This is a genomic window from Oscillibacter acetigenes (assembly GCF_025567605.1).
Lineage (GTDB): Bacteria > Bacillota > Clostridia > Oscillospirales > Oscillospiraceae > Oscillibacter > Oscillibacter welbionis.
Map to the genome: position 1 here is coordinate 381,985 of NZ_JAOQKG010000004.1, position 18,326 is coordinate 400,310.

The window sequence follows — 18,326 nt, forward strand, 5'->3', positions numbered from 1 at the left end:
AAGGAGAGAGCGACATGAAGTATTACAGCACACGGGACGCCGCCGTCCGCATGGACGCAGCGGAGGCCATCAAGATGGGCCTGAGCCGGGACGGCGGCCTGCTGACCCCCTGCGGGATCCCGCAGATCGACCGGGCTTTTTTGGAGAGCCTGGTGAATGTCCGGTACCAGGAGCGGGCTGCCAAGGTCATGGGCCTGTACCTGACCGACTACACCTATGAGGAGCTGTCCGGATTTGCGGAGAACGCCTACGGCCCTGAGAAGTTCGACTGCGACGCCGTGGCCCCTGTCCGCACGGTGGACGAGACCACCCACTGCCTGGAGCTGTGGCACGGCCCCACCAGCGCCTTCAAGGACATGGCCCTGCAGATGCTGCCCCAGCTGCTCTCCGCCGCCCTCCGCAAGACCGGAGAGTCCAAGACGGTATGCATCCTGGTGGCTACTTCCGGCGACACCGGCAAGGCTGCGATGGAGGGCTTTGCCGACGTGCCGCAGACGAAGATCCTAGTATTCTACCCCAAGGACGGCGTGTCCAAGGTCCAGGAGACCCAGATGGTCACTCAGGACGGCGCCAATGTGGGCGTCTGCGCCGTGGAGGGCAACTTCGACGACGCCCAGGCCGGTGTAAAGCGCATTTTCTCCGATGAGGCCATCCGGGCCACCCTGGCGGACCGGGGTTACTTCCTGTCCTCCGCCAACTCCATCAACTGGGGCCGTATCCTGCCCCAGGTGGTCTACTATATCTCCGCCTACTGCGACCTGGTCCGGGACGGGAAGCTCAGCATGGGCGACAAGGTGAACTTCTGTGTGCCCACCGGCAACTTCGGCGACATCCTGGCGGCCTACTACGCAAAGCGCATGGGACTGCCGGTTGGGAAGCTGATCTGCGCCTCCAACTGCAACGATGTGCTGACGGACTTCCTCCGCACCGGCGTGTACGACAAGAACCGTCCGTTCCATACCACCATGAGTCCCTCTATGGACATTCTGGTGTCCAGCAACCTGGAGCGGCTGCTGTTCGACCTCTCCGGCGAAAACGATGCGGAGGTGAAGGGCTACATGGATGCCCTCGCCAAGACCGGCAAGTACGAAGTGTCCGACGCCATCAAGGCGGCTCTGGCGGACCAGTTCTGGGGCGGCTTCTGCGGCGAGGCGGGCACCTCCGCTGCCATCGCCAAGTATTACAAGGAGAACGGGTATCTGATCGATACCCACACCGCCGTGGCCGCCAGCGTCATGGAACAGTACCGCAAGGCCACCGGCGACAAGACGGTGACGGTGTTCGTCTCCACCGCCTCCCCCTACAAGTTCTGCGACCACGTGCTGCGGGCCATCGGGGAGACCCCGGCGGGCGACGGCGTGGAGCTGCTGGACCAGCTGCATGAAACCACCGGCACGGCGATTCCCCGGCGCCTGGCGGCCCTGAAGGGCAAGGCCCGGCGGTTCGACCTCACCTGTGAGAAGCCCGGTATGGACAGCGTGGTGCTGGAGTTTTTGAAGTAAATCGCGCTGCAACAAAGCAACGCGGGAAACGGCTTAATGCGGCAGACTGTAAATCTGTTGCCTTTGGATTTTGGAAACCCGAAAGAGGGCAGGGAGGCTATTGCGTGAAGCCTTTGAGCCGGGCATTTGCCCGATTGGTGCTGCTGTTCTTTGCTTTGGGAATTTTCTTCCTGGCTGTCAACGAGCTGATTCCCTACCGGACCCTGGGAGACCGGTACCGGGTGATGGACACGGCCTATTGGATCAAAAACACCCTGCGGATCACAGGAATCGTGCTGCTGGTCAACGGAGGCATCCAGTGGGTCCGAAACCTCCGCTGCCCATACTGCGGCCGTGGGTATGCCATGCCATGGTGGCGGAAGGGGGAAAAGCACTTCTGTGACAGGTGCGGCAGGGAAATTGTCTTTGATGACCCGGAGGACCCAACCGAAAAACGCAAAGGGGAGTAGAGCACCATAGCACAGGAGCGGCGCTGTCCCTATTGCGGCGGCGAATTGGCGCCGGGCGGATCCGGGGCGAAGGCTACAAAGGGTCCCTCTGGCTCCCGGAGGGCAGCAAGCTGCCCGGCATTCTGCTGACCAAGACAGGCGTCCGGAAGGTGGGCGGACGCGTTTGGGGAAAGGTCAGCAGCGTGAAAATCGAGATGGACACAGATCAAGATAGATCAACAGAGTTCCGGGGAGTTGGAGCCGCCGAAGAGGACGGCTGACTCCGCCTCACGGGACACAGAGAAAGGAGGGGTGCCGCATGGCCCTCTACGCCATCGGGGACCTGCACCTCTCCCTGACAGCGGACAAGCCTATGGAGGTGTTCGGCCCCGCCTGGGAGAATTACACGGAGCGCATCGGCGATGCTTTGAGCCGGCTGACCGCCGGCGATGTGCTGGTCCTGGCGGGGGACACCTCCTGGGGCATCGACCTGAATGAGGCGGAGGCGGACTTCCGCTTTCTGGACCAGTTCCCCTGCAAAAAGTATCTGGTGAAGGGGAACCACGACTACTGGTGGTCCACGGTGTCCAAAATGAAGAACTTCTTCACGGAGAAGGGCCTTACCACCCTGGACTTTCTCCATAACAACTGCGCCCTGTATGGAGACTACGCCCTGTGCGGGACCCGGGGATGGTTCTTTGAGGAGGACCAGAAGCCCCACAACGCCAAGGTCCTCAACCGGGAGGTGGGAAGACTGGAGACTTCCCTGAAGGCGGCGGAGGGACGGTCCATCTTCTGCTTCCTTCACTATCCGCCGCTGTATCAGGGCTACGAGTGCCCGGAGATCCTGCGGCTGCTCTCGGCCTACCCCGTGGAGCGGTGCTGCTACGGCCACCTCCACGGCTACGCCATCAAACGGCGGCTGGAGGGCGGGTGGAATGGGACGGACTTCTCCCTGATCTCCGCCGACTATCTGGGATTTGTTCCAAAAAAAATTTGTGAATAACGGAAAAAAGTATAGCATTTTCAGGTTTTGTATGGTAAAATACCATTTCGCACCGGCTTATGACCGGCGATGAACGGAGGAATAAACAAGATGAGTGTGAAAAGCTGCGAAAAGATCGAAAAGAGCCAGGTCGTTCTGACCATCGAGGTCGGTGCACCGGAGTTTGAAGCTGCCATCGAAAAGGCATATCAGAAGATGCGCAAGAAGATCAACGTGCCGGGCTTCCGCCCTGGCAAGGCCCCCCGGAAGATCATCGAGGGGATGTACGGCGCAGAGGTGTTTTTCGAAGAGGCAATCAATATCGCGTTCCCCGAGGCCTATGAGGCTGCCGTGAAGGAGCAGGAGCTCCAGGTGGTGGGCTATCCCTCTGTGGAGATCGAGGGCCAGGTGACCCGCGACGGCTTCACCTTCAAGGCCACCGCCCCTGTGTATCCCGAAGTGACCCTGGGCCAGTACAAGGGACTGTCCGCCCCCAAGGAGGAGGTCAAGGTCTCCGTTGCGGATGTGGACGAGCGCCTGAAGGCTCTGACCGACCGCAACACCCGTCTGGTGAGCGTGGACCGGGAGGCCAAGGAGGGCGACACGGTCGTCATCGACTTCGAGGGCTTCCTGGAGGGCAAGCCTTTTGAGGGCGGCAAGGGCGAGAATTTCAGCCTGGAGCTGGGTTCCCACACCTTTGTGCCCGGCTTTGAGGAGCAGCTTGTCGGCGTGAAGGCCGGCGATGAGAAGGACCTGGACATCACATTCCCGGAGGACTATCACAAGGACCTGGCCGGCAAGGCAGTGGTGTTCAAGGTGAAGGTCCATGAGGTGAAGGAGAAGGAGATCCCCGCCCTGGACGATGAGTTCGCCAAGGACGTCAGCGAGTTCGACACTCTGAAGGACCTGAAGGCTGATCTGAAGAAGAAGATCACCGCCGAGCGGGAGGAGACCGTGAAGCGCGCCTTCGAGGACGCCCTGATGGAGCAGGTGGCTGAGAACATCACCGCCGATGTGCCCGACGCCATGGTGGAGGCCCAGTCCCGCCAGTTCCTGGACAACTTCAAGATGCAGCTGGCCCAGCAGGGTCTCCAGTACGACCAGTACATGAAGGCCACCGGCATGGATGAGGCCCAGCTGCTGGCCGACGCCAAGGAGCCCGCTCTCAAGCAGGTCCGCATGGATCTGGCCATGGCCGCCATCATCAAGGAGGAGAACATCGACGCCACCGATGAAGAGGTGGAGGCCGAGTTCCAGCGGATGGCCGACCAGTACGGCATGGATCTGGAGACCGTGAAGAAGTATCTCCAGGCTGAGCAGGTAAAGGACCAGCTGAAGAGCCAGAAGGCCATCGCCGTGGTGGTGGACAGCGCCACCGCCGTGAAGGCGGAGAAGAAGCCCGCCAAGAAGACTGCCAAGAAGGCAGAGGACGCCGAGGGTGAGGAGGCCGCTGAGGAAAAGCCTGCCAAGAAGACCACCCGCAAGAAGGCGGACGAGGACGGCGAGGAGAAGAAGCCTGCCAAGAAGGCCACCAAGAAGGCTGCGGCAAAAAAAGAAGAGGAGACGCCTGCTGAATCCAAATAATTCCGGGTATACTAGGAATTGACGGCCCCGGCGGAGCGGTGTGTTTTTCCGCCGGCGGAAGGCGCTCTACATCGATTTGACAGATTCCCGCATGGCGTCTATATTAAGATAGGCGTGTGCGTTGGCAGAGGCGCGGCGGCCCGCAGGCGGGCCGGGCGCTTTTGCCTTACCTGCCCCACCGGGGCGGGGAAGACGCATCGGGTTTGGGAGGAACAGATCTGTCATCTGTGCCGGTCCCCGGTGCGGAAATCAAGGAGGTTTTACCAATGAGCTTAGTCCCTTATGTAGTCGAGCAGACCAATCGCGGCGAACGGTCCTATGATATCTTCTCCCGTCTGCTGAACGACCGGATCGTCTTTCTGGGGGAAGAGGTCAACGCCACCACCGCCAGCCTTGTGGTTGCCCAGCTGCTGTATCTGGAGGCCCAAGACCCCGACAAGGACATCCAGCTGTATATCAACAGCCCCGGCGGCTCCGTCACTGACGGCATGGCCATCTACGACACCATGCAGTACGTGAAGTGCGACGTATCCACCATCTGCATCGGCATGGCCGCCAGCATGGGCGCGTTTCTGCTGTCCTCCGGCGCCAAGGGCAAGCGCATTGCTCTGCCCAACGCGGAGATCATGATCCATCAGCCCTCCGCCGGTACCAAGGGCAAGGTGACAGACATGGAGATCGACGTGGAGCACTTCCTGCGGATCAAGAAGAACTTGAATGAGATCCTGGCGAACAACACCGGCAAGACGGCAGGGGAGATCAAGGCGGCCTCGGAGCGGGACCACTGGATGACAGCCCAGGAGGCTTTGGACTTCGGCCTCATCGACAAGATCATCACCAGCAAGAAATAAGCACCAAATTCCAAAACTGAGGTAATACCATGAGTGACGAGAGCAAGAAGGGCCTGCGGTGCTCCTTCTGCGGCAAGCATGAGAGCCAGGTCCACCGGATGATCCAGGGACCCGGTGTGCGCATCTGTGATGAGTGCGTCCAGCTGTGCATGAGCATTTTGAACGATGGGTTTGAGGACACCTCTTCCAGCGCGCTGGAGGACCTGCCTGATCAGCTGCCCACGCCCCGCGAGATCAAGGACGTGCTGGACCAGTACGTCATCGGCCAGGACGAGGCCAAGGTGGCCCTGTCCGTGGCGGTGTACAACCACTACAAACGGATCTACTTCGGCGGGGACGAGGATGTGGAGCTGCAGAAGAGCAACATCCTGCTGCTGGGGCCCACCGGTTCCGGCAAGACGCTGTTCGCCCAGACGCTGGCCCGGATTCTGAAGGTGCCCTTCGCCATTGCGGACGCCACCACCTTGACGGAGGCCGGCTATGTGGGCGACGATGTGGAGAATATCCTGCTGCGGCTGCTCCAGGCCGCGGACTTCGACGTGGAGCGGGCGGAGCACGGCATCATCTATGTGGATGAGATCGACAAGATCGCCCGGAAGAGCGAGAACACCTCCATCACCCGGGACGTATCCGGCGAGGGTGTCCAACAGGCTCTGCTGAAGATCGTGGAGGGGACCGTTGCCAACGTGCCGCCCCAGGGAGGCCGGAAGCATCCCCACCAGGAGTTCATCCAGGTGAACACGAAGAATATTCTCTTCATCTGCGGCGGTGCCTTCGACGGGCTGGAGAAGATTATCGAGCGGCGGCTGGACCAGAAGTCCATCGGCTTCGGCGCCAACGTCCAGGGAAAGAAGGACAAGGACATCAGCAAGATCCTGCACGAGGTCCAGCCCCACGACCTGCTGAAATTCGGCATCATCCCGGAGTTGGTGGGCCGCCTGCCGGTGATCGCGTCTTTGAATGCGTTGAAGCGGGAGGATCTGGTCCGCATCCTGACGGAGCCCAAGAACGCCCTGGTGAAGCAGTACAAGAAGCTGATGGAGTACGACGAGGTGGAGCTGGAGTTCCAGCCGGAGGCCCTGGAGGCCATCGCCGACAAGGCCATCGAGCGGAACATCGGCGCCCGGGGCCTGCGGGCCGTCATGGAGGGTATCCTGACTCCCATGATGTACGACATCCCTTCCGACCCCGCTGTGGTGAAAGCAGTCATCACAAAGGACTGTGTGGAGGGCAGGAGCGGTCCCGAGCTGACCCACGACCCCAAGAAGATCAACTATTCTGTGAAATTGAACACCGGCAAGGGAGAGGGCAGGCCGGCTTCCGGCTCCTCGACCCCCGCGTCGGCGTCTTAATGAAGAGAGGGAGGGACGCTGCCGCGCCCCTCTCTCCTGTTTTACCATCCCCTCAGAAAGGAACAAGCACATGGAACTGACCACTTGGAATCTGCCCGTTCTGGCCCTCCGGGGCCTGACGGTGTTTCCACACATGACACTGACCTTTGACGTGGAGCGGCCGATCTCCATCGCGGCCCTGGAGCGGGCCATGGAGGCCGATCAGGACATCTTCCTGGTGACCCAGCGGGAGATCGGGGTGAACGCGCCGGAGGAAAAGGACCTGTACACCATTGGCACGGTCTCCCACATCACGCAGATCCTGCGGCTGGGCCAGTCCTCTGTCCGAGTGATGGTGGAGGGGCGGCAGCGGGCCCACCTGCGCCGCCTGTGGCAGACGGAGCCCTTCCTCCAGGCCAATGTGGAGGCCATCCCGGAGGAGCCGTCCTCTGAGGCCATGCGGAAGAGCCCCCGGACGGAGGCCCTGCTCCGCCAGACCTACGCCCTGTTCGGCGAGTATGCCGAGCAGGCCAGCGGTGTGCCGGAGGAGGTGGTGGCCACGGTGATGGACAGCCGGGACCCCGGCTTCCTGGCGGACTATATTGCCCAGAACATCGCCCTGCGCTACACCGACAAGCAGGAGATCCTGGAGGAATTCTCCCCCTTCGCCCGGCTGCGGAAGCTCAACGGTTTCCTGGTGCGGGAGAACAACGTGCTGGGCTTTGAGCACGAAATGGAGAGCAAGGTCCGGGACCAGCTGGTCCGCACCCAGCGGGACCAGATCCTCCGCACCCAGATCCGGGTCCTCCAGAACGAGCTGGGGGAGACCGATGACGGCGACGAGGACGAGATTGAATCCTACCGCCAGGAGATCCTGGCCCTGGAGCTGCCGGAGGAGACGGAGCAGCACCTGCTGAAGGAAGTGAACAAGCTGGCCAAGCAGCCCTTCGGCTCCGCCGAGGGTGCGGTGATCCGCAACTATCTGGACGTGTGTCTGGAGATGCCGTGGAACACCACCACAAAGGAGCGGGTCAGTGTGGACGCCGCCCGCAGGGTGCTGGAAAAGGACCACTTCGGCCTGGAAAAGGTGAAGGAGCGGATTCTGGAGACCATCGCCGTCCGGCAGATGAATCCGGACGTCAAGGGGCAGATCCTCTGCCTGGTGGGCCCGCCCGGCGTGGGCAAGACCTCCATTGCCATCAGCGTGGCCAAGGCGCTGAACCGGAAGCTGGCCCGCCTGAGCCTGGGCGGCGTTCGGGACGAGGCGGACATCCGGGGACATCGGAAGACCTACATAGGCTCCATGCCCGGCCGGATCATCGAGGCCATCAGCCGCAGCGGGTCTATGAATCCCCTTCTGCTGCTGGACGAGATCGACAAGTTGGGCAACGACTACCGGGGCGACCCGGCCTCCGCACTGTTGGAGGTGTTGGACAGCGAGCAGAACAGCACCTTCCGGGACCATTTCCTGGAGATCCCGGTGGACCTGTCCAAGATCATGTTCATCACCACCGCCAACACCACAGACACCATTCCCCGGCCCCTGCTGGACCGGATGGAGGTGATCCAGCTCTCCAGCTACACGGATGAGGAGAAGCTGCAGATCGCCAAGCGCCACTTGTTCCCCAAGCAGCTGGCAGAGCACGGACTGAAGAAGAGCGCTGTCCGCATCAGCGACGACGTGTACCGGGCCGTCATCCGGGACTACACCCGGGAATCCGGTGTGCGCCTGCTGGAGCGGCGGCTGGCTGCCATCTGCCGGAAGGCGGATATGCGCCTGCTGGAGGGCACTGTCAAGCGGATTACCGTGACAGAGGAGGAGCTCCCCAAGTTCCTGGACTGCCAGCCCTATCCCCCTGATCTCCACACGGACCGGGAGGAGATCGGCGTGGTGAACGGCCTGGCCTGGACTGAGGCGGGCGGCGAGATCCTGGAGGTGGAGGTCAACGTCATGGACGGCTCCGGCAAGCTGGAGCTCACCGGCAACCTGGGAGACGTGATGAAGGAGTCTGCTCAAGCGGCTCTCAGCTGCCTGCGGAGCCGGGCGGCGGTGCTGGGGATTCCAGCGGACTTTTACAAGACGAAGGACATCCACGTCCACTTCCCAGAGGGCGCAGTGCCCAAGGACGGCCCCTCCGCCGGCATCGCCGTCACCACTGCCATGCTCTCGGCCCTGACGGACCGGAAGATCAAGGCGGGCATTGCCATGACCGGCGAAGTCACGCTGCGGGGCCGGGTGCTGCCCATCGGCGGATTGAAGGAGAAGACCATGGCCGCCCTCCGCAGCGGCATCACCACGGTGCTGATTCCCAAGGACAACGTCCGGGATCTGGAGGAGATCGACCAGACCGTCCGGGCTGCCCTGCGGTTCGTGCCGGTGGAAACGGTGGACCAGGTGTTCGCCGCCGCTCTGTGCCCAGAGCGGGATCCCATCCGGGAAGAGGTGGCGGACCATGTGGCGGCCTTTGCCCCGGCGGGGCGTGAGAGCGGCCGTGACGCCGCCGTGCGGCAGTAAAGGAGTGTTTGTATGGCTTTGAATTTTGCCAAGGCGGAGTTTGTCCGCTCTGCCGGACGGCGGGAGGATTTCATTCGGGACGGTCTGCCCCAGTTCGCATTTGCAGGCCGGTCCAATGTGGGAAAGAGTTCTGTCATCAACCGGCTGGTGGGACGGAAGAACCTTGCCTATGTGGGCGCCTCCCCCGGCAAGACCACTCAGGTGAACTACTTCCTCATTGACCGCCGGGCCTATCTGGTGGATCTGCCGGGGTACGGCTATGCCAGGGTCTCCCAGGCGGAGAAGGAGCGGTGGGCGAAGCTGATGGAGAGCTACTTCCAGGAGGAGGCGGACCGGATCACCACCGGCGTGCTGATCGTGGACATCCGCCACAAGCCCACGGCCAACGATCTTGTGATGCACGACTGGTTCCGCCAGACGGGCTGTCCGGAGATCGTGGTGGCCAACAAGCTGGATAAGCTGAAAAAGAGCCAGGTGGAGCCGGCCCTTCAACTGGTCCGGGAGACGCTGGAGCTGACGGAGGCGGATATTCTGCTCCCCTTTTCCGCGGAGAAGGGAATGGGGAAAGAGGACCTGATCCGCCTGCTGGTCCAGACCTGCGGGGGATAATGCGGAAAGAGAGGACCACGGTCCTCTCTTCTTCCTGTCCGCAGGACCTGCTTTTTTGGAAAAACTTTGTCTACCCCCTATGCAAAAGCGGAAAAATACGCTAAAATATCAATGATATTTTGTGAGCAGAACAGACGGAGGTTTTCATCATGGCGAAGCCTGTGTATAAACGGGTCCTGCTGAAGATCAGCGGCGAGGCCCTGGCCGGTGACAAGCATACCGGCCTGGATTTTGAGGTGATTGGTCAGGTCTGCGATGTCATCAAGGAGTGTCTGGACATGGGCGTCCAGGTAGGTCTGGTGGTGGGCGGCGGCAACTTCTGGCGCGGTGCGAAAAACAGCGGCGGCGCCATGGAGCGCACCCGGGCCGACCACATGGGAATGCTGGCCACGGTGATGAACTGCCTGGCTGTGGCGGACGTGTGTGAGCAGAAGGGGATTCCCGTCCGGGTGCAGACCGCCATTGAGATGCGGGCTGTGGCGGAGCCCTACATCCGTTCCCGGGCCATTCGGCACCTGGAGAAGGGCCGGGTGGTGATCTTCGGCGCAGGCACCGGCAATCCCTACTTCTCCACGGACACTGCGGCGGTGCTGCGGGCGGCGGAGATCGACGCCGACGTGATTTTGCTGGCCAAGAACGTGGACGGCGTCTACACGGCCGACCCGGTAAAGGACCCCACTGCGGTGAAGTACGACGTCATCACTTATGACGATGTGCTGGCCCAGCACCTGGCGGTGATGGACTCCACCGCCACGTCCCTGTCCATGGACAACCACATTCCGGTGCTGCTGTTTGCCCTGAAGGACCCGCGGAACATCATCCGGGCCCTGTGCGGTGAGAACGTGGGCACCATCGTCAAGGAATGAGAGCACGCATGCGCGACAGCGCCTCCCCATACACTCAACTGTGAAAGGAAGGACCTATTTATGCTGAAGGAAGATTACAAGATTTATGAGGGCAAGATGAAGAAGAGCATCGACTCCGTGGCCGCGGACTTTGCCTCCGTGCGGGCGGGCCGGGCCAATGCCTCCGTGCTGGACCGGATCATGGTGGACTACTACGGCAGCCCCACCCCCATCCAGCAGATTGCGGCCATCTCTTCCCCCGACGCCCGGACACTGCTGATTTCCCCCTGGGACAAGACGGCGGTGAAGAGCATTGAAAAGGCCATCCAGAACTCCGATCTGGGTATCAACCCCCAGAACGACGGCGCCAGCATCCGGCTGAGCTTCCCCCAGCTGACGGAGGAGCGCCGCAAGGAACTGGTGAAGCAGATTCACAAGTACGCGGAGAACGGCAAGGTGGCCATCCGCAACATCCGCCGGGACGCCATGGAGGCGTTCAAGAAGAAGGAGAAAGCCTCCGAGATCACGGAGGACGATCTGAAGCAGGCGGAGAAGGATCTCCAGAAGCTGACGGACGACAGCTGCAAGGAGCTGGATGCGCTGCTGGCCAAAAAGGAAAAGGAACTGATGGCGGTGTAAAAGCCGCCGGGGCCTCCGGCGGGAGCACGGCTGCCCGCCGGGGGCATTGCACATTTTGTAAGGTGCTGTCACCCTTTCAGGGTCTGTGAGGTGACCTGCGGTCACTCGGGGCCGCCGCCCGGCGGCCGGGGGGATTCTGCTCCCGCCGGAGCCGCTTCCACGGGGGGCCGGTAAAAGAGAAAAAACGCTTCAGAACCGTTCCGGTGCAGCGGCTCTCCGCGCTGACAGGCGCCGGTGTATCAGTGCAAGCGCCGATTTGGGCTGGCCTTTGGGCACACCATGGCTTTCTGCGATTCCCCGACTGCCGTCCTGTGGCGGATGGTGCAGATCTCATCGGGGTGGTCGTCGTATTGGCGTCCTCCTCTGTTCACTGCTGTTGGACCGGCAGCTGCGGAAGTGGAATCTGGGGGTTATTGACTGAAGGAGAGGGGACTATGAAACTGGAACAGAAATGGTATTCGGCAGCCAGGGGAACACTGTTTGCAGCGGTTTTGCTTTTGTGTCTGGCGGGCGGGATCCGGGGCGGACTGGGGTTGGTATTCCTGGCCATGGGAGTTGCTGCGGCAATCGCCTTTAGGGGGATTGAACTGCGCCATCTCCGCTGTCCCAACTGTGGGCGCTTCATCCTGCCCTGGTTTTCCATGGAGGAGACCCAATACTGCCGCGCCTGCGGCTTCCACTTTCCTTGGAAGTTCGACCGCTGGTGGGAAAAGGGGAACTAAGCAGCCGACACATTTCTCCCGATACAAAAAGGAGGAGGTACAAATGTCGTTTGAAGCAGAAGTGATTCCCCTGTTCATCGGAGGTGTGATCGCGGTCAGCGCGATAGAGTTTTTCCTGGGCTGGCGGAGTCTGCGGCATCGGAAGGATCTCCGGGGGCTGTTTGCCGGGCACGTGGTTGCCATGCTGCTGGGATTTTTCTTCTTGATTCGCAGTCTGTTTGCCAACTGGCTGGGGCTCTCTCTGGGTATTGCCTCCATTTCCAACTCTGTGAATATAGGCCTTTTCGGCCTCTGCTGGGCTGTCAGCGCCCTCTGCGTGGCAGTGATGCTTTCCCGCTTGGCGGCTGTACCAAGATATTAATCATCCCGGTGTGCGGTTCTGGCTATCCAGTAAATACCTGTGTTTCTTGCCACAACGCTCGGCCAGTGCGCAGCAGCTGCGCAGTTTTTGGCGGTTCTGCCGCCTTACAGACGCGGCGTACCGCTTGCGGGTAAAGCGGAACGGGCGGAAAGAGCAGCTGGTCAAATGCGGTTTTGCACCCCCGATTTTCATCGGTCTCCCGTAAATACACAGGCACCGTCTCACACCGGCTCCGCTGTATTTTGCACAGTGGGGAGAGGAGGGGCGCAGTTTTGCCGCAGGCGGAAACTGCGTTTAGCGGACTTTGCGATGACGACAATGGGGGAGAGAATGGGCCAGCCATCATCATGGCTGCATTTCCCGTCCAATGGGACAGATCCCCCCAACAATCCATTTTGAAATGAGAGAATTTATCATGCCAGAGAGTATCAACGGTGCGGTGGACCAGCCCTTGGTCCCGCCCCGCCACATTGCGATCATCATGGACGGCAACGGCCGCTGGGCCACGAAGCGGGGCCTGCCCCGCACCGCTGGCCACAAGGCAGGAGCGGAGACGTTCCGCCGCATCGCTACCTACTGCAAGAACATCGGCGTAAAGTACCTGACGGTGTACGCCTTTTCCACGGAAAACTGGAAGCGGTCAGAGGTGGAGGTCTCTGCCATCATGGCCCTGCTGAAGCGGTATCTGCTGGAGGCAGTGGACACCATGGAGAAGGACCACATCCGGCTCCACTTCTTCGGGGACATGACCCCTATCGCCCCGGATCTGCGGGCCCTGGCCCGGGAGACGGACGAGATCACGGAGCACCTGTCCAAGGACGATTTCCAGGCCAATGTGTGCCTGAATTACGGCGGGCGAGACGAGATTCTGCGAGCAGCCCGGCGTTTTGCCACCGACTGCGCCGCCGGAAAGAGGCGGCCGGAGGAGTTGGATGATGCCCTGTTCTCCAGCTATCTGGACTCTGCGGGAATCCCGGACCCGGAGCTTATCATCCGGCCCAGCGGAGAGCAGCGGTTGAGCAACTTCCTGCTGTGGCAGTGCGCCTATTCGGAGTTCTATTACACGGATACCCTGTGGCCGGACTTCGACGAAGCGGAGCTAGACCGGGCCATTGCAGCCTACCAACAGAGAGACCGCCGGTTCGGCGGCGTAAAGAAATAAACCTTTACAGAAATTGAGAAAAGGGCTGATCCTATGTTCAAGCGTGTGATGGTGGCCGTAGTGGGCCTGCCGCTCCTGATACTGATCCTGGGCTGGGCCCCGTCCTGGGCCACCATGCTATTGCTGGCGGCCATGTGCGCCATCGGCGCCTGGGAGCTGATGCGCGCGGCGGCGGGAGAGAGGGGCAAGCCCCTGACCCCCCTGACAGTGATCGCCGCGGCGGCGGTGCCGGTGTGCGTGTACGGGGAAATGTCCATTGAGAACACGGAGCTGACTGCCCTGCCGGTGCTGCCCTTCGCCGCCCTGTTGGGCGCGGTGTTCATCTTTGCGATCTTTGCCCTGGCTATCCACCGGTATGACGAGGAGCAGGGCATCCCCTTTGCCGCTGTCACCTGCGCTATCTTCGCCGGGCTGGCGTTCCCCTTGATGTTCTCCTGTCTGCTGCGGCTTCGGATGATGCCCGCCATCGGGATGCTGCAGGTGTTTCTGCCCTTGGCCATCTCCTTTGGCAGCGACACCTTCGCGCTCTTTGCCGGAATGCTGTGCGGCAAGCACAAGCTGGCCCCCAAGGTCAGCCCCAAAAAGACTGTGGAAGGAGCCATAGGCGGTCTGCTGGGTGGTGTCATCGGCATGACGGTTTTTAAGCTAGTCGCGGACAGCATGGCACACACCCTGACTGTTTATCCGCCAATCGAGATGGCAGCTGGTCCGCAGATCTCCTGGGGGGCAGTCTTTGCACTGGGTATTATCGGCAGCACCATCAGCCAGATCGGCGACCTGAGTTTCTCCGTCATCAAGCGGGAGTTCGGCGTCAAGGATTATGGCAACCTGCTGCCGGGCCATGGCGGCATCCTGGACCGGTTTGACTCTGTTACCTTCGTGGCGCCCTTCGTGTGGCTGGCCTTACAGCTGCTCTGAACGGGTGATTTGGGAAGATTTAGGATTGTTTTCAGCTGTTTAGAATAGGATAATGCTATGAGCAAGACGATTTCAATTTTAGGTGCCACCGGTTCTATCGGCCGCCAGACATTGGACGTGGCGGAGCAGCTGGGACTGCGTGTGGCCGCCCTTACCGCCCACATGGATGTGGAGCGGCTGGAGGCGCAGGTCCGAAAATTCCGGCCCCGGCTGGCGGTCCTCACCGATGAGGCGGCGGCCCGTGACCTGGCGGTACGCCTGGCCGACATGGACACCAAGGTTTTGGGAGGCCCGGAGGCCCTGCTGGAGGCCGCTGTCTGCCCGGAGGCGGATACGGTCGTCACCGCCGTGGTGGGTATGGTGGGACTGCGTCCCACCCTGGCCGCCATCCGGGAGAGAAAGCGCATCGCCCTGGCCAACAAGGAGACGTTGGTCTGCGCCGGACAGCTGGTGATGGATGCGGCGGATACGCACGGCGCCGAGATCGTGCCTGTGGACTCGGAGCACTCGGCCATCTTCCAGTGCCTTCAGGGCTGCGCCGACCGCCGGGAGATCCGGCGGCTGATCCTGACCTGTTCCGGCGGGCCTTTTTACGGCATGACCTATGAAGAAGTGGGCAAAATGACCAAAGCGGATGCCCTCCGCCACCCCAACTGGACCATGGGACCCAAGATCACCGTAGACTGCGCCACGCTGATGAACAAGGGGCTGGAGGTCATCGAGGCCATGCGCCTCTACCGTCTGCCGCTGGACCAGGTGTCGGTGGTGATCCACCGGCAGAGCATCGTCCACTCCCTGGTGGAGTACCGGGACGGGGCGGTCCTGGCCCAGCTGGGCACACCGGATATGCGCCTGCCCATTCGATATGCCATGACATACCCCGAACGGGTGGAAAGTCCGGCGGAGCCGCTGGACCTGCTGTCCTGCCCGCCCCTGACCTTCGCCCAGCCGGACCGGGATGCATTTCCATGTCTGCAGCTGGCAGAGGCGGCGGCGGCTCAGGGCGGCACCGCCTGCGCTGTTTTGAACGGCGCCAATGAGGAGGCGGTGGGCCTGTTCCTGGCGGGCAGGATCGGCTTCCACGACATTCCCCGCCTGGTGGCGGAGGCCCGGGCAGCTGTGCCGGCGGAGCAGGAACCGGCGCTGGAGGACATTCTGGCGGCGGACCAGGCGGCGCGGCAGGCGGTGCTGGACCGGGCTTGAAGCAAGTTTTTTGACGGGAGTTTTTGCATGACCATTGTGTATATCCTGGCGGCCATTCTGATTTTCGGCGTACTGATCGCCGTCCACGAGCTGGGCCACTTCCTGGCCGCCAAGCTCTGCGGCGTGCGGGTCAACGAGTTTTCCATCGGCATGGGGCCTCTGATCTGGCACAAGGAGACGGAGGAGACCCAGTATTCCCTCCGGTTGCTGCCCATCGGCGGCTTCTGCGCTATGGAGGGGGAGGATGAGGACTCTGGCGACGAGCGGTCTCTGGGCCGTCAGGGCTTCTGGAAAAAGGTGGTGATTTTTGCCGCCGGCTCCTTTATGAATTTCCTGGCGGGGTTCCTCATCATTCTGGCGGTGTATAGCGGTGCCCAGGGATTTCTGATCCCGGCGGCCGCCGGGACCGCGCCGGAGTTTGAGGAGCGGAACGGCCAGACTATCCAGGCCGGAGATATTTTTTATTCCGTCAATGGGGAGCGGGTGTACCTGTACAGTGACGTGTCCCTGCTGATGAGCCTGCACCAGGGCCAGCCCATGGATTTGGTGGTCCTGCGGGACGGCGAGAAGGTGGAGCTGAACGACGTCACATGGGGCACCTACACCGGCACAGAGGGGGAGACCTATCAGGGCTACGGCGTCTATATCGCAAGAGACCAGATTGAGGAGGCCAATCTCTGGACGATCCTGAAGACCAGCTGGCTGAACACCATCGACTTTGTGCGGATCGTGCGGCTGAGCCTGCAGATGCTGGTGACCGGTCAGGCGGGCATGGACGATCTCAGCGGCCCGGTGGGCATCGTCTCCACTATCACCCAGGTGGGCACCGCGTCAGAGACCATTGCCGCCGCGGTGGAGAACATCCTCTACTTCGGCGCCATGCTGGCGGTGAACCTGGCAGTGATGAACATGCTGCCCATCCCGGCTCTGGACGGCGGCAAGATCTTCTTCCTCATCATTGATGAGATCGCCATGAAGCTGTTCCGAAAGAAGATCCCGGAGAAGTATGAGATGGCGGTGAACACCGTGGGCTTTGTGGCCCTGATGGGCTTCATGCTGGTGGTGACATTCAATGATGTGTTCAAACTGTTCGGATAGGAGCGAGTCATGACGGACTTTACCCTGCGGCCCTGGCGGGAGGCAGATGCTGCCTCCATCGCCCGGTACGCGGACAATGCAAAGATCGCCGCCAACCTGCGGGACGTGTTTCCCTGCCCCTATGCCCCACAGGATGCGGCCACGTTTGTGGAGAGCTGCATCCGGCAGGAGGGCCGGGGTCAGATGTGCCGGGCCATTGAGGTGGACGGCGAAGCTGCGGGCAGCATCGGCCTGTTCCTGGGCAGCGATGTATACCGGAGGAGCGCAGAGCTGGGCTACTGGCTGGGAGAGCCCTTCTGGGGCCGCGGGATCATGACCGCCGCTGTGGAAACCATGTGCCGGGAGGGCTTTGCAGCCTGGGACATCGTCCGCATCCACGCTGAGGCATTTGCCAGGAATGCGGCCTCCCGCCGGGTGTTGGAGAAGGCGGGGTTCGCCCTGGAGGGCACTCTGCGGCGGAGCGTGTACAAAAACGGGGAGATGCTGGATTCCTGCATTTACGCCCTGGTGAGGGAGGAAGCGCCATGACAAAGCGTTTGATGGTGGGGGATGTGGCCGTGGGCGGCGGTGCCCCAGTGTCTATTCAATCCATGTGCAATACCAAGACCGACGATGTCCGCGCCACTGTGGAGCAGATCCACGCGCTGGAGGCCGCCGGATGCGAGATCATCCGCATTGCCATTCCGGATCAGGCCGCGGCAGAGGCGGTGGACCGGATCAAGGAACAGATTTCTATCCCCCTGATCGCGGATATCCACTTCAACTACAAGTATGCCTTGGCGTGCGCAGAGCGGGGCATCGACGCCATCCGCATCAATCCCGGCAACATTGGCGGGGAGGAGAAGGTGAAGGCGGTGGCGGACATCTGCCGCCAAAAATCCATCCCCATCCGCATTGGGGTCAACGGCGGATCTCTGGAAAAGGACCTGCGGGCCAAATACGGCGGCGTCACGGCAGAGGCATTGGTGGAGAGCGCCATGGGCCACGTGGCCCTTTTGAACAAGTTCGATTTTGATGACATCTGCATCTCCGTCAAGTGTTCCGATGTGCCCCTGACCATGGCGGCCTACCGGCTGCTCAGCGAGCGGACAGACTACCCTTTGCATCTGGGCGTGACAGAGGCGGGCACCCCTTCCATGGGGCTTGTGAAATCCGCCATGGGAATTGGGGGCCTGCTGTGCCTGGGGATCGGAGATACCATCCGGGTGACGCTGACCGCCGACCCGATCGAGGAGATTTTCGCTGCCAAGAAGATTCTGAAGGCCGCCGGACTCCGTAAGGAGGGCGTGAATCTGATCGCCTGCCCCACCTGTGGTCGCACCCGCATCGACCTGATCCCCATGGCGGAAGAGGTGGAGCGGGGCCTCATGAACTGCACGAAGAACATCACCGTAGCGGTGATGGGCTGTGCCGTCAACGGCCCCGGCGAGGCAGCGGCGGCAGATATCGGCATCGCTGGCGGCAAGGGTGAGGGACTGATTTTCCGCAAAGGAGAAATCCTTTACAAAGTACCGCAGGAGCAGCTGGTGGACAAGCTGATGGAGGAAATTGAAAAACTCCCATGAGGAATGAG

At 61.5% G+C, this 18,326-nt stretch carries 19 protein-coding genes; all 19 read left to right on the forward strand.

All coding sequences use genetic code 11. From position 1 onward, the window contains the following. Window positions 1–14 precede the first annotated feature (14 nt). The 19 genes from thrC to ispG all read left to right on the forward strand — a co-directional run bounded on the left by thrC (window position 15) and on the right by ispG (window position 18,318). Window positions 15–1,502 (forward strand): threonine synthase, encoded by a 1,488-nt coding sequence (gene thrC / locus OCV80_RS10605; protein WP_119311080.1) that lies wholly within the window; start codon window positions 15–17, stop codon window positions 1,500–1,502. Between the two features lie 104 nt (window positions 1,503–1,606). Further along, window positions 1,607–1,951 carry a hypothetical protein gene (locus OCV80_RS10610; RefSeq protein WP_021751247.1) on the forward strand — a complete coding sequence of 115 codons (345 nt, stop codon included), beginning with the start codon at window positions 1,607–1,609 and terminating at the stop codon, window positions 1,949–1,951. 32 nt (window positions 1,952–1,983) lie between these two features. Continuing rightward, entirely contained in the window at window positions 1,984–2,211 is a 228-nt protein-coding gene (locus OCV80_RS10615) for a hypothetical protein (RefSeq protein WP_021751246.1), read from the forward strand. A gap of 38 nt (window positions 2,212–2,249) precedes the next feature. After that, complete coding sequence (locus OCV80_RS10620) at window positions 2,250–2,936, forward strand: metallophosphoesterase (RefSeq protein ID WP_136890692.1); 687 nt, start codon at window positions 2,250–2,252, stop codon at window positions 2,934–2,936. 90 nt (window positions 2,937–3,026) lie between these two features. Then, window positions 3,027–4,499 (forward strand): trigger factor, encoded by a 1,473-nt coding sequence (tig, locus tag OCV80_RS10625; protein ID WP_267288393.1) that lies wholly within the window; start codon window positions 3,027–3,029, stop codon window positions 4,497–4,499. Window positions 4,500–4,765: 266 nt separating this feature from the next. After that, a complete protein-coding gene (locus OCV80_RS10630; protein ID WP_119311077.1) occupies window positions 4,766–5,350 on the forward strand; it encodes an ATP-dependent Clp protease proteolytic subunit in 585 nt (194 codons plus the stop codon). Window positions 5,351–5,379: 29 nt separating this feature from the next. After that, window positions 5,380–6,702 (forward strand): ATP-dependent Clp protease ATP-binding subunit ClpX, encoded by a 1,323-nt coding sequence (clpX, locus tag OCV80_RS10635; protein WP_119311076.1) that lies wholly within the window; start codon window positions 5,380–5,382, stop codon window positions 6,700–6,702. Between the two features lie 70 nt (window positions 6,703–6,772). Continuing rightward, window positions 6,773–9,196, forward strand: coding sequence for an endopeptidase La (gene lon / locus OCV80_RS10640; RefSeq protein ID WP_119311075.1), 2,424 nt, complete (start codon window positions 6,773–6,775; stop codon window positions 9,194–9,196). A 12-nt stretch (window positions 9,197–9,208) separates the two neighbouring features. Beyond that, window positions 9,209–9,805, forward strand: coding sequence for a ribosome biogenesis GTP-binding protein YihA/YsxC (gene yihA, locus OCV80_RS10645; RefSeq protein ID WP_021751239.1), 597 nt, complete (start codon window positions 9,209–9,211; stop codon window positions 9,803–9,805). 149 nt (window positions 9,806–9,954) lie between these two features. Further along, the gene (gene pyrH, locus OCV80_RS10650; protein WP_021751238.1) at window positions 9,955–10,671 is read left to right on the forward strand and encodes a UMP kinase; all 717 of its coding nucleotides are present in this window, start codon (window positions 9,955–9,957) and stop codon (window positions 10,669–10,671) included. 60 nt (window positions 10,672–10,731) lie between these two features. Beyond that, a complete protein-coding gene (gene frr / locus OCV80_RS10655; RefSeq protein ID WP_021751237.1) occupies window positions 10,732–11,289 on the forward strand; it encodes a ribosome recycling factor in 558 nt (185 codons plus the stop codon). A gap of 434 nt (window positions 11,290–11,723) precedes the next feature. Then, complete coding sequence (locus OCV80_RS10660) at window positions 11,724–12,011, forward strand: hypothetical protein (protein ID WP_119311074.1); 288 nt, start codon at window positions 11,724–11,726, stop codon at window positions 12,009–12,011. Window positions 12,012–12,054: 43 nt separating this feature from the next. After that, window positions 12,055–12,372, forward strand: coding sequence for a hypothetical protein (locus OCV80_RS10665; RefSeq protein WP_119311073.1), 318 nt, complete (start codon window positions 12,055–12,057; stop codon window positions 12,370–12,372). 415 nt (window positions 12,373–12,787) lie between these two features. After that, window positions 12,788–13,534, forward strand: a complete 747-nt coding sequence (gene uppS / locus OCV80_RS10670; protein ID WP_119311072.1) for a polyprenyl diphosphate synthase — start codon at window positions 12,788–12,790, stop codon at window positions 13,532–13,534. A 33-nt stretch (window positions 13,535–13,567) separates the two neighbouring features. After that, the gene (locus OCV80_RS10675) at window positions 13,568–14,452 is read left to right on the forward strand and encodes a phosphatidate cytidylyltransferase (RefSeq protein WP_025543988.1); all 885 of its coding nucleotides are present in this window, start codon (window positions 13,568–13,570) and stop codon (window positions 14,450–14,452) included. A gap of 57 nt (window positions 14,453–14,509) precedes the next feature. Next, complete coding sequence (locus OCV80_RS10680) at window positions 14,510–15,655, forward strand: 1-deoxy-D-xylulose-5-phosphate reductoisomerase (protein ID WP_021751230.1); 1,146 nt, start codon at window positions 14,510–14,512, stop codon at window positions 15,653–15,655. 27 nt (window positions 15,656–15,682) lie between these two features. Further along, window positions 15,683–16,753 carry a M50 family metallopeptidase gene (locus OCV80_RS10685; protein ID WP_021751229.1) on the forward strand — a complete coding sequence of 357 codons (1,071 nt, stop codon included), beginning with the start codon at window positions 15,683–15,685 and terminating at the stop codon, window positions 16,751–16,753. 9 nt (window positions 16,754–16,762) lie between these two features. Continuing rightward, window positions 16,763–17,281, forward strand: a complete 519-nt coding sequence (locus OCV80_RS10690) for a GNAT family N-acetyltransferase (protein ID WP_021751228.1) — start codon at window positions 16,763–16,765, stop codon at window positions 17,279–17,281. Next, a complete protein-coding gene (ispG, locus tag OCV80_RS10695; RefSeq protein ID WP_119311071.1) occupies window positions 17,278–18,318 on the forward strand; it encodes a flavodoxin-dependent (E)-4-hydroxy-3-methylbut-2-enyl-diphosphate synthase in 1,041 nt (346 codons plus the stop codon). Before OCV80_RS10690 ends, ispG begins: the two co-directional genes overlap by 4 nt. Window positions 18,319–18,326: the final 8 nt, after the last annotated feature.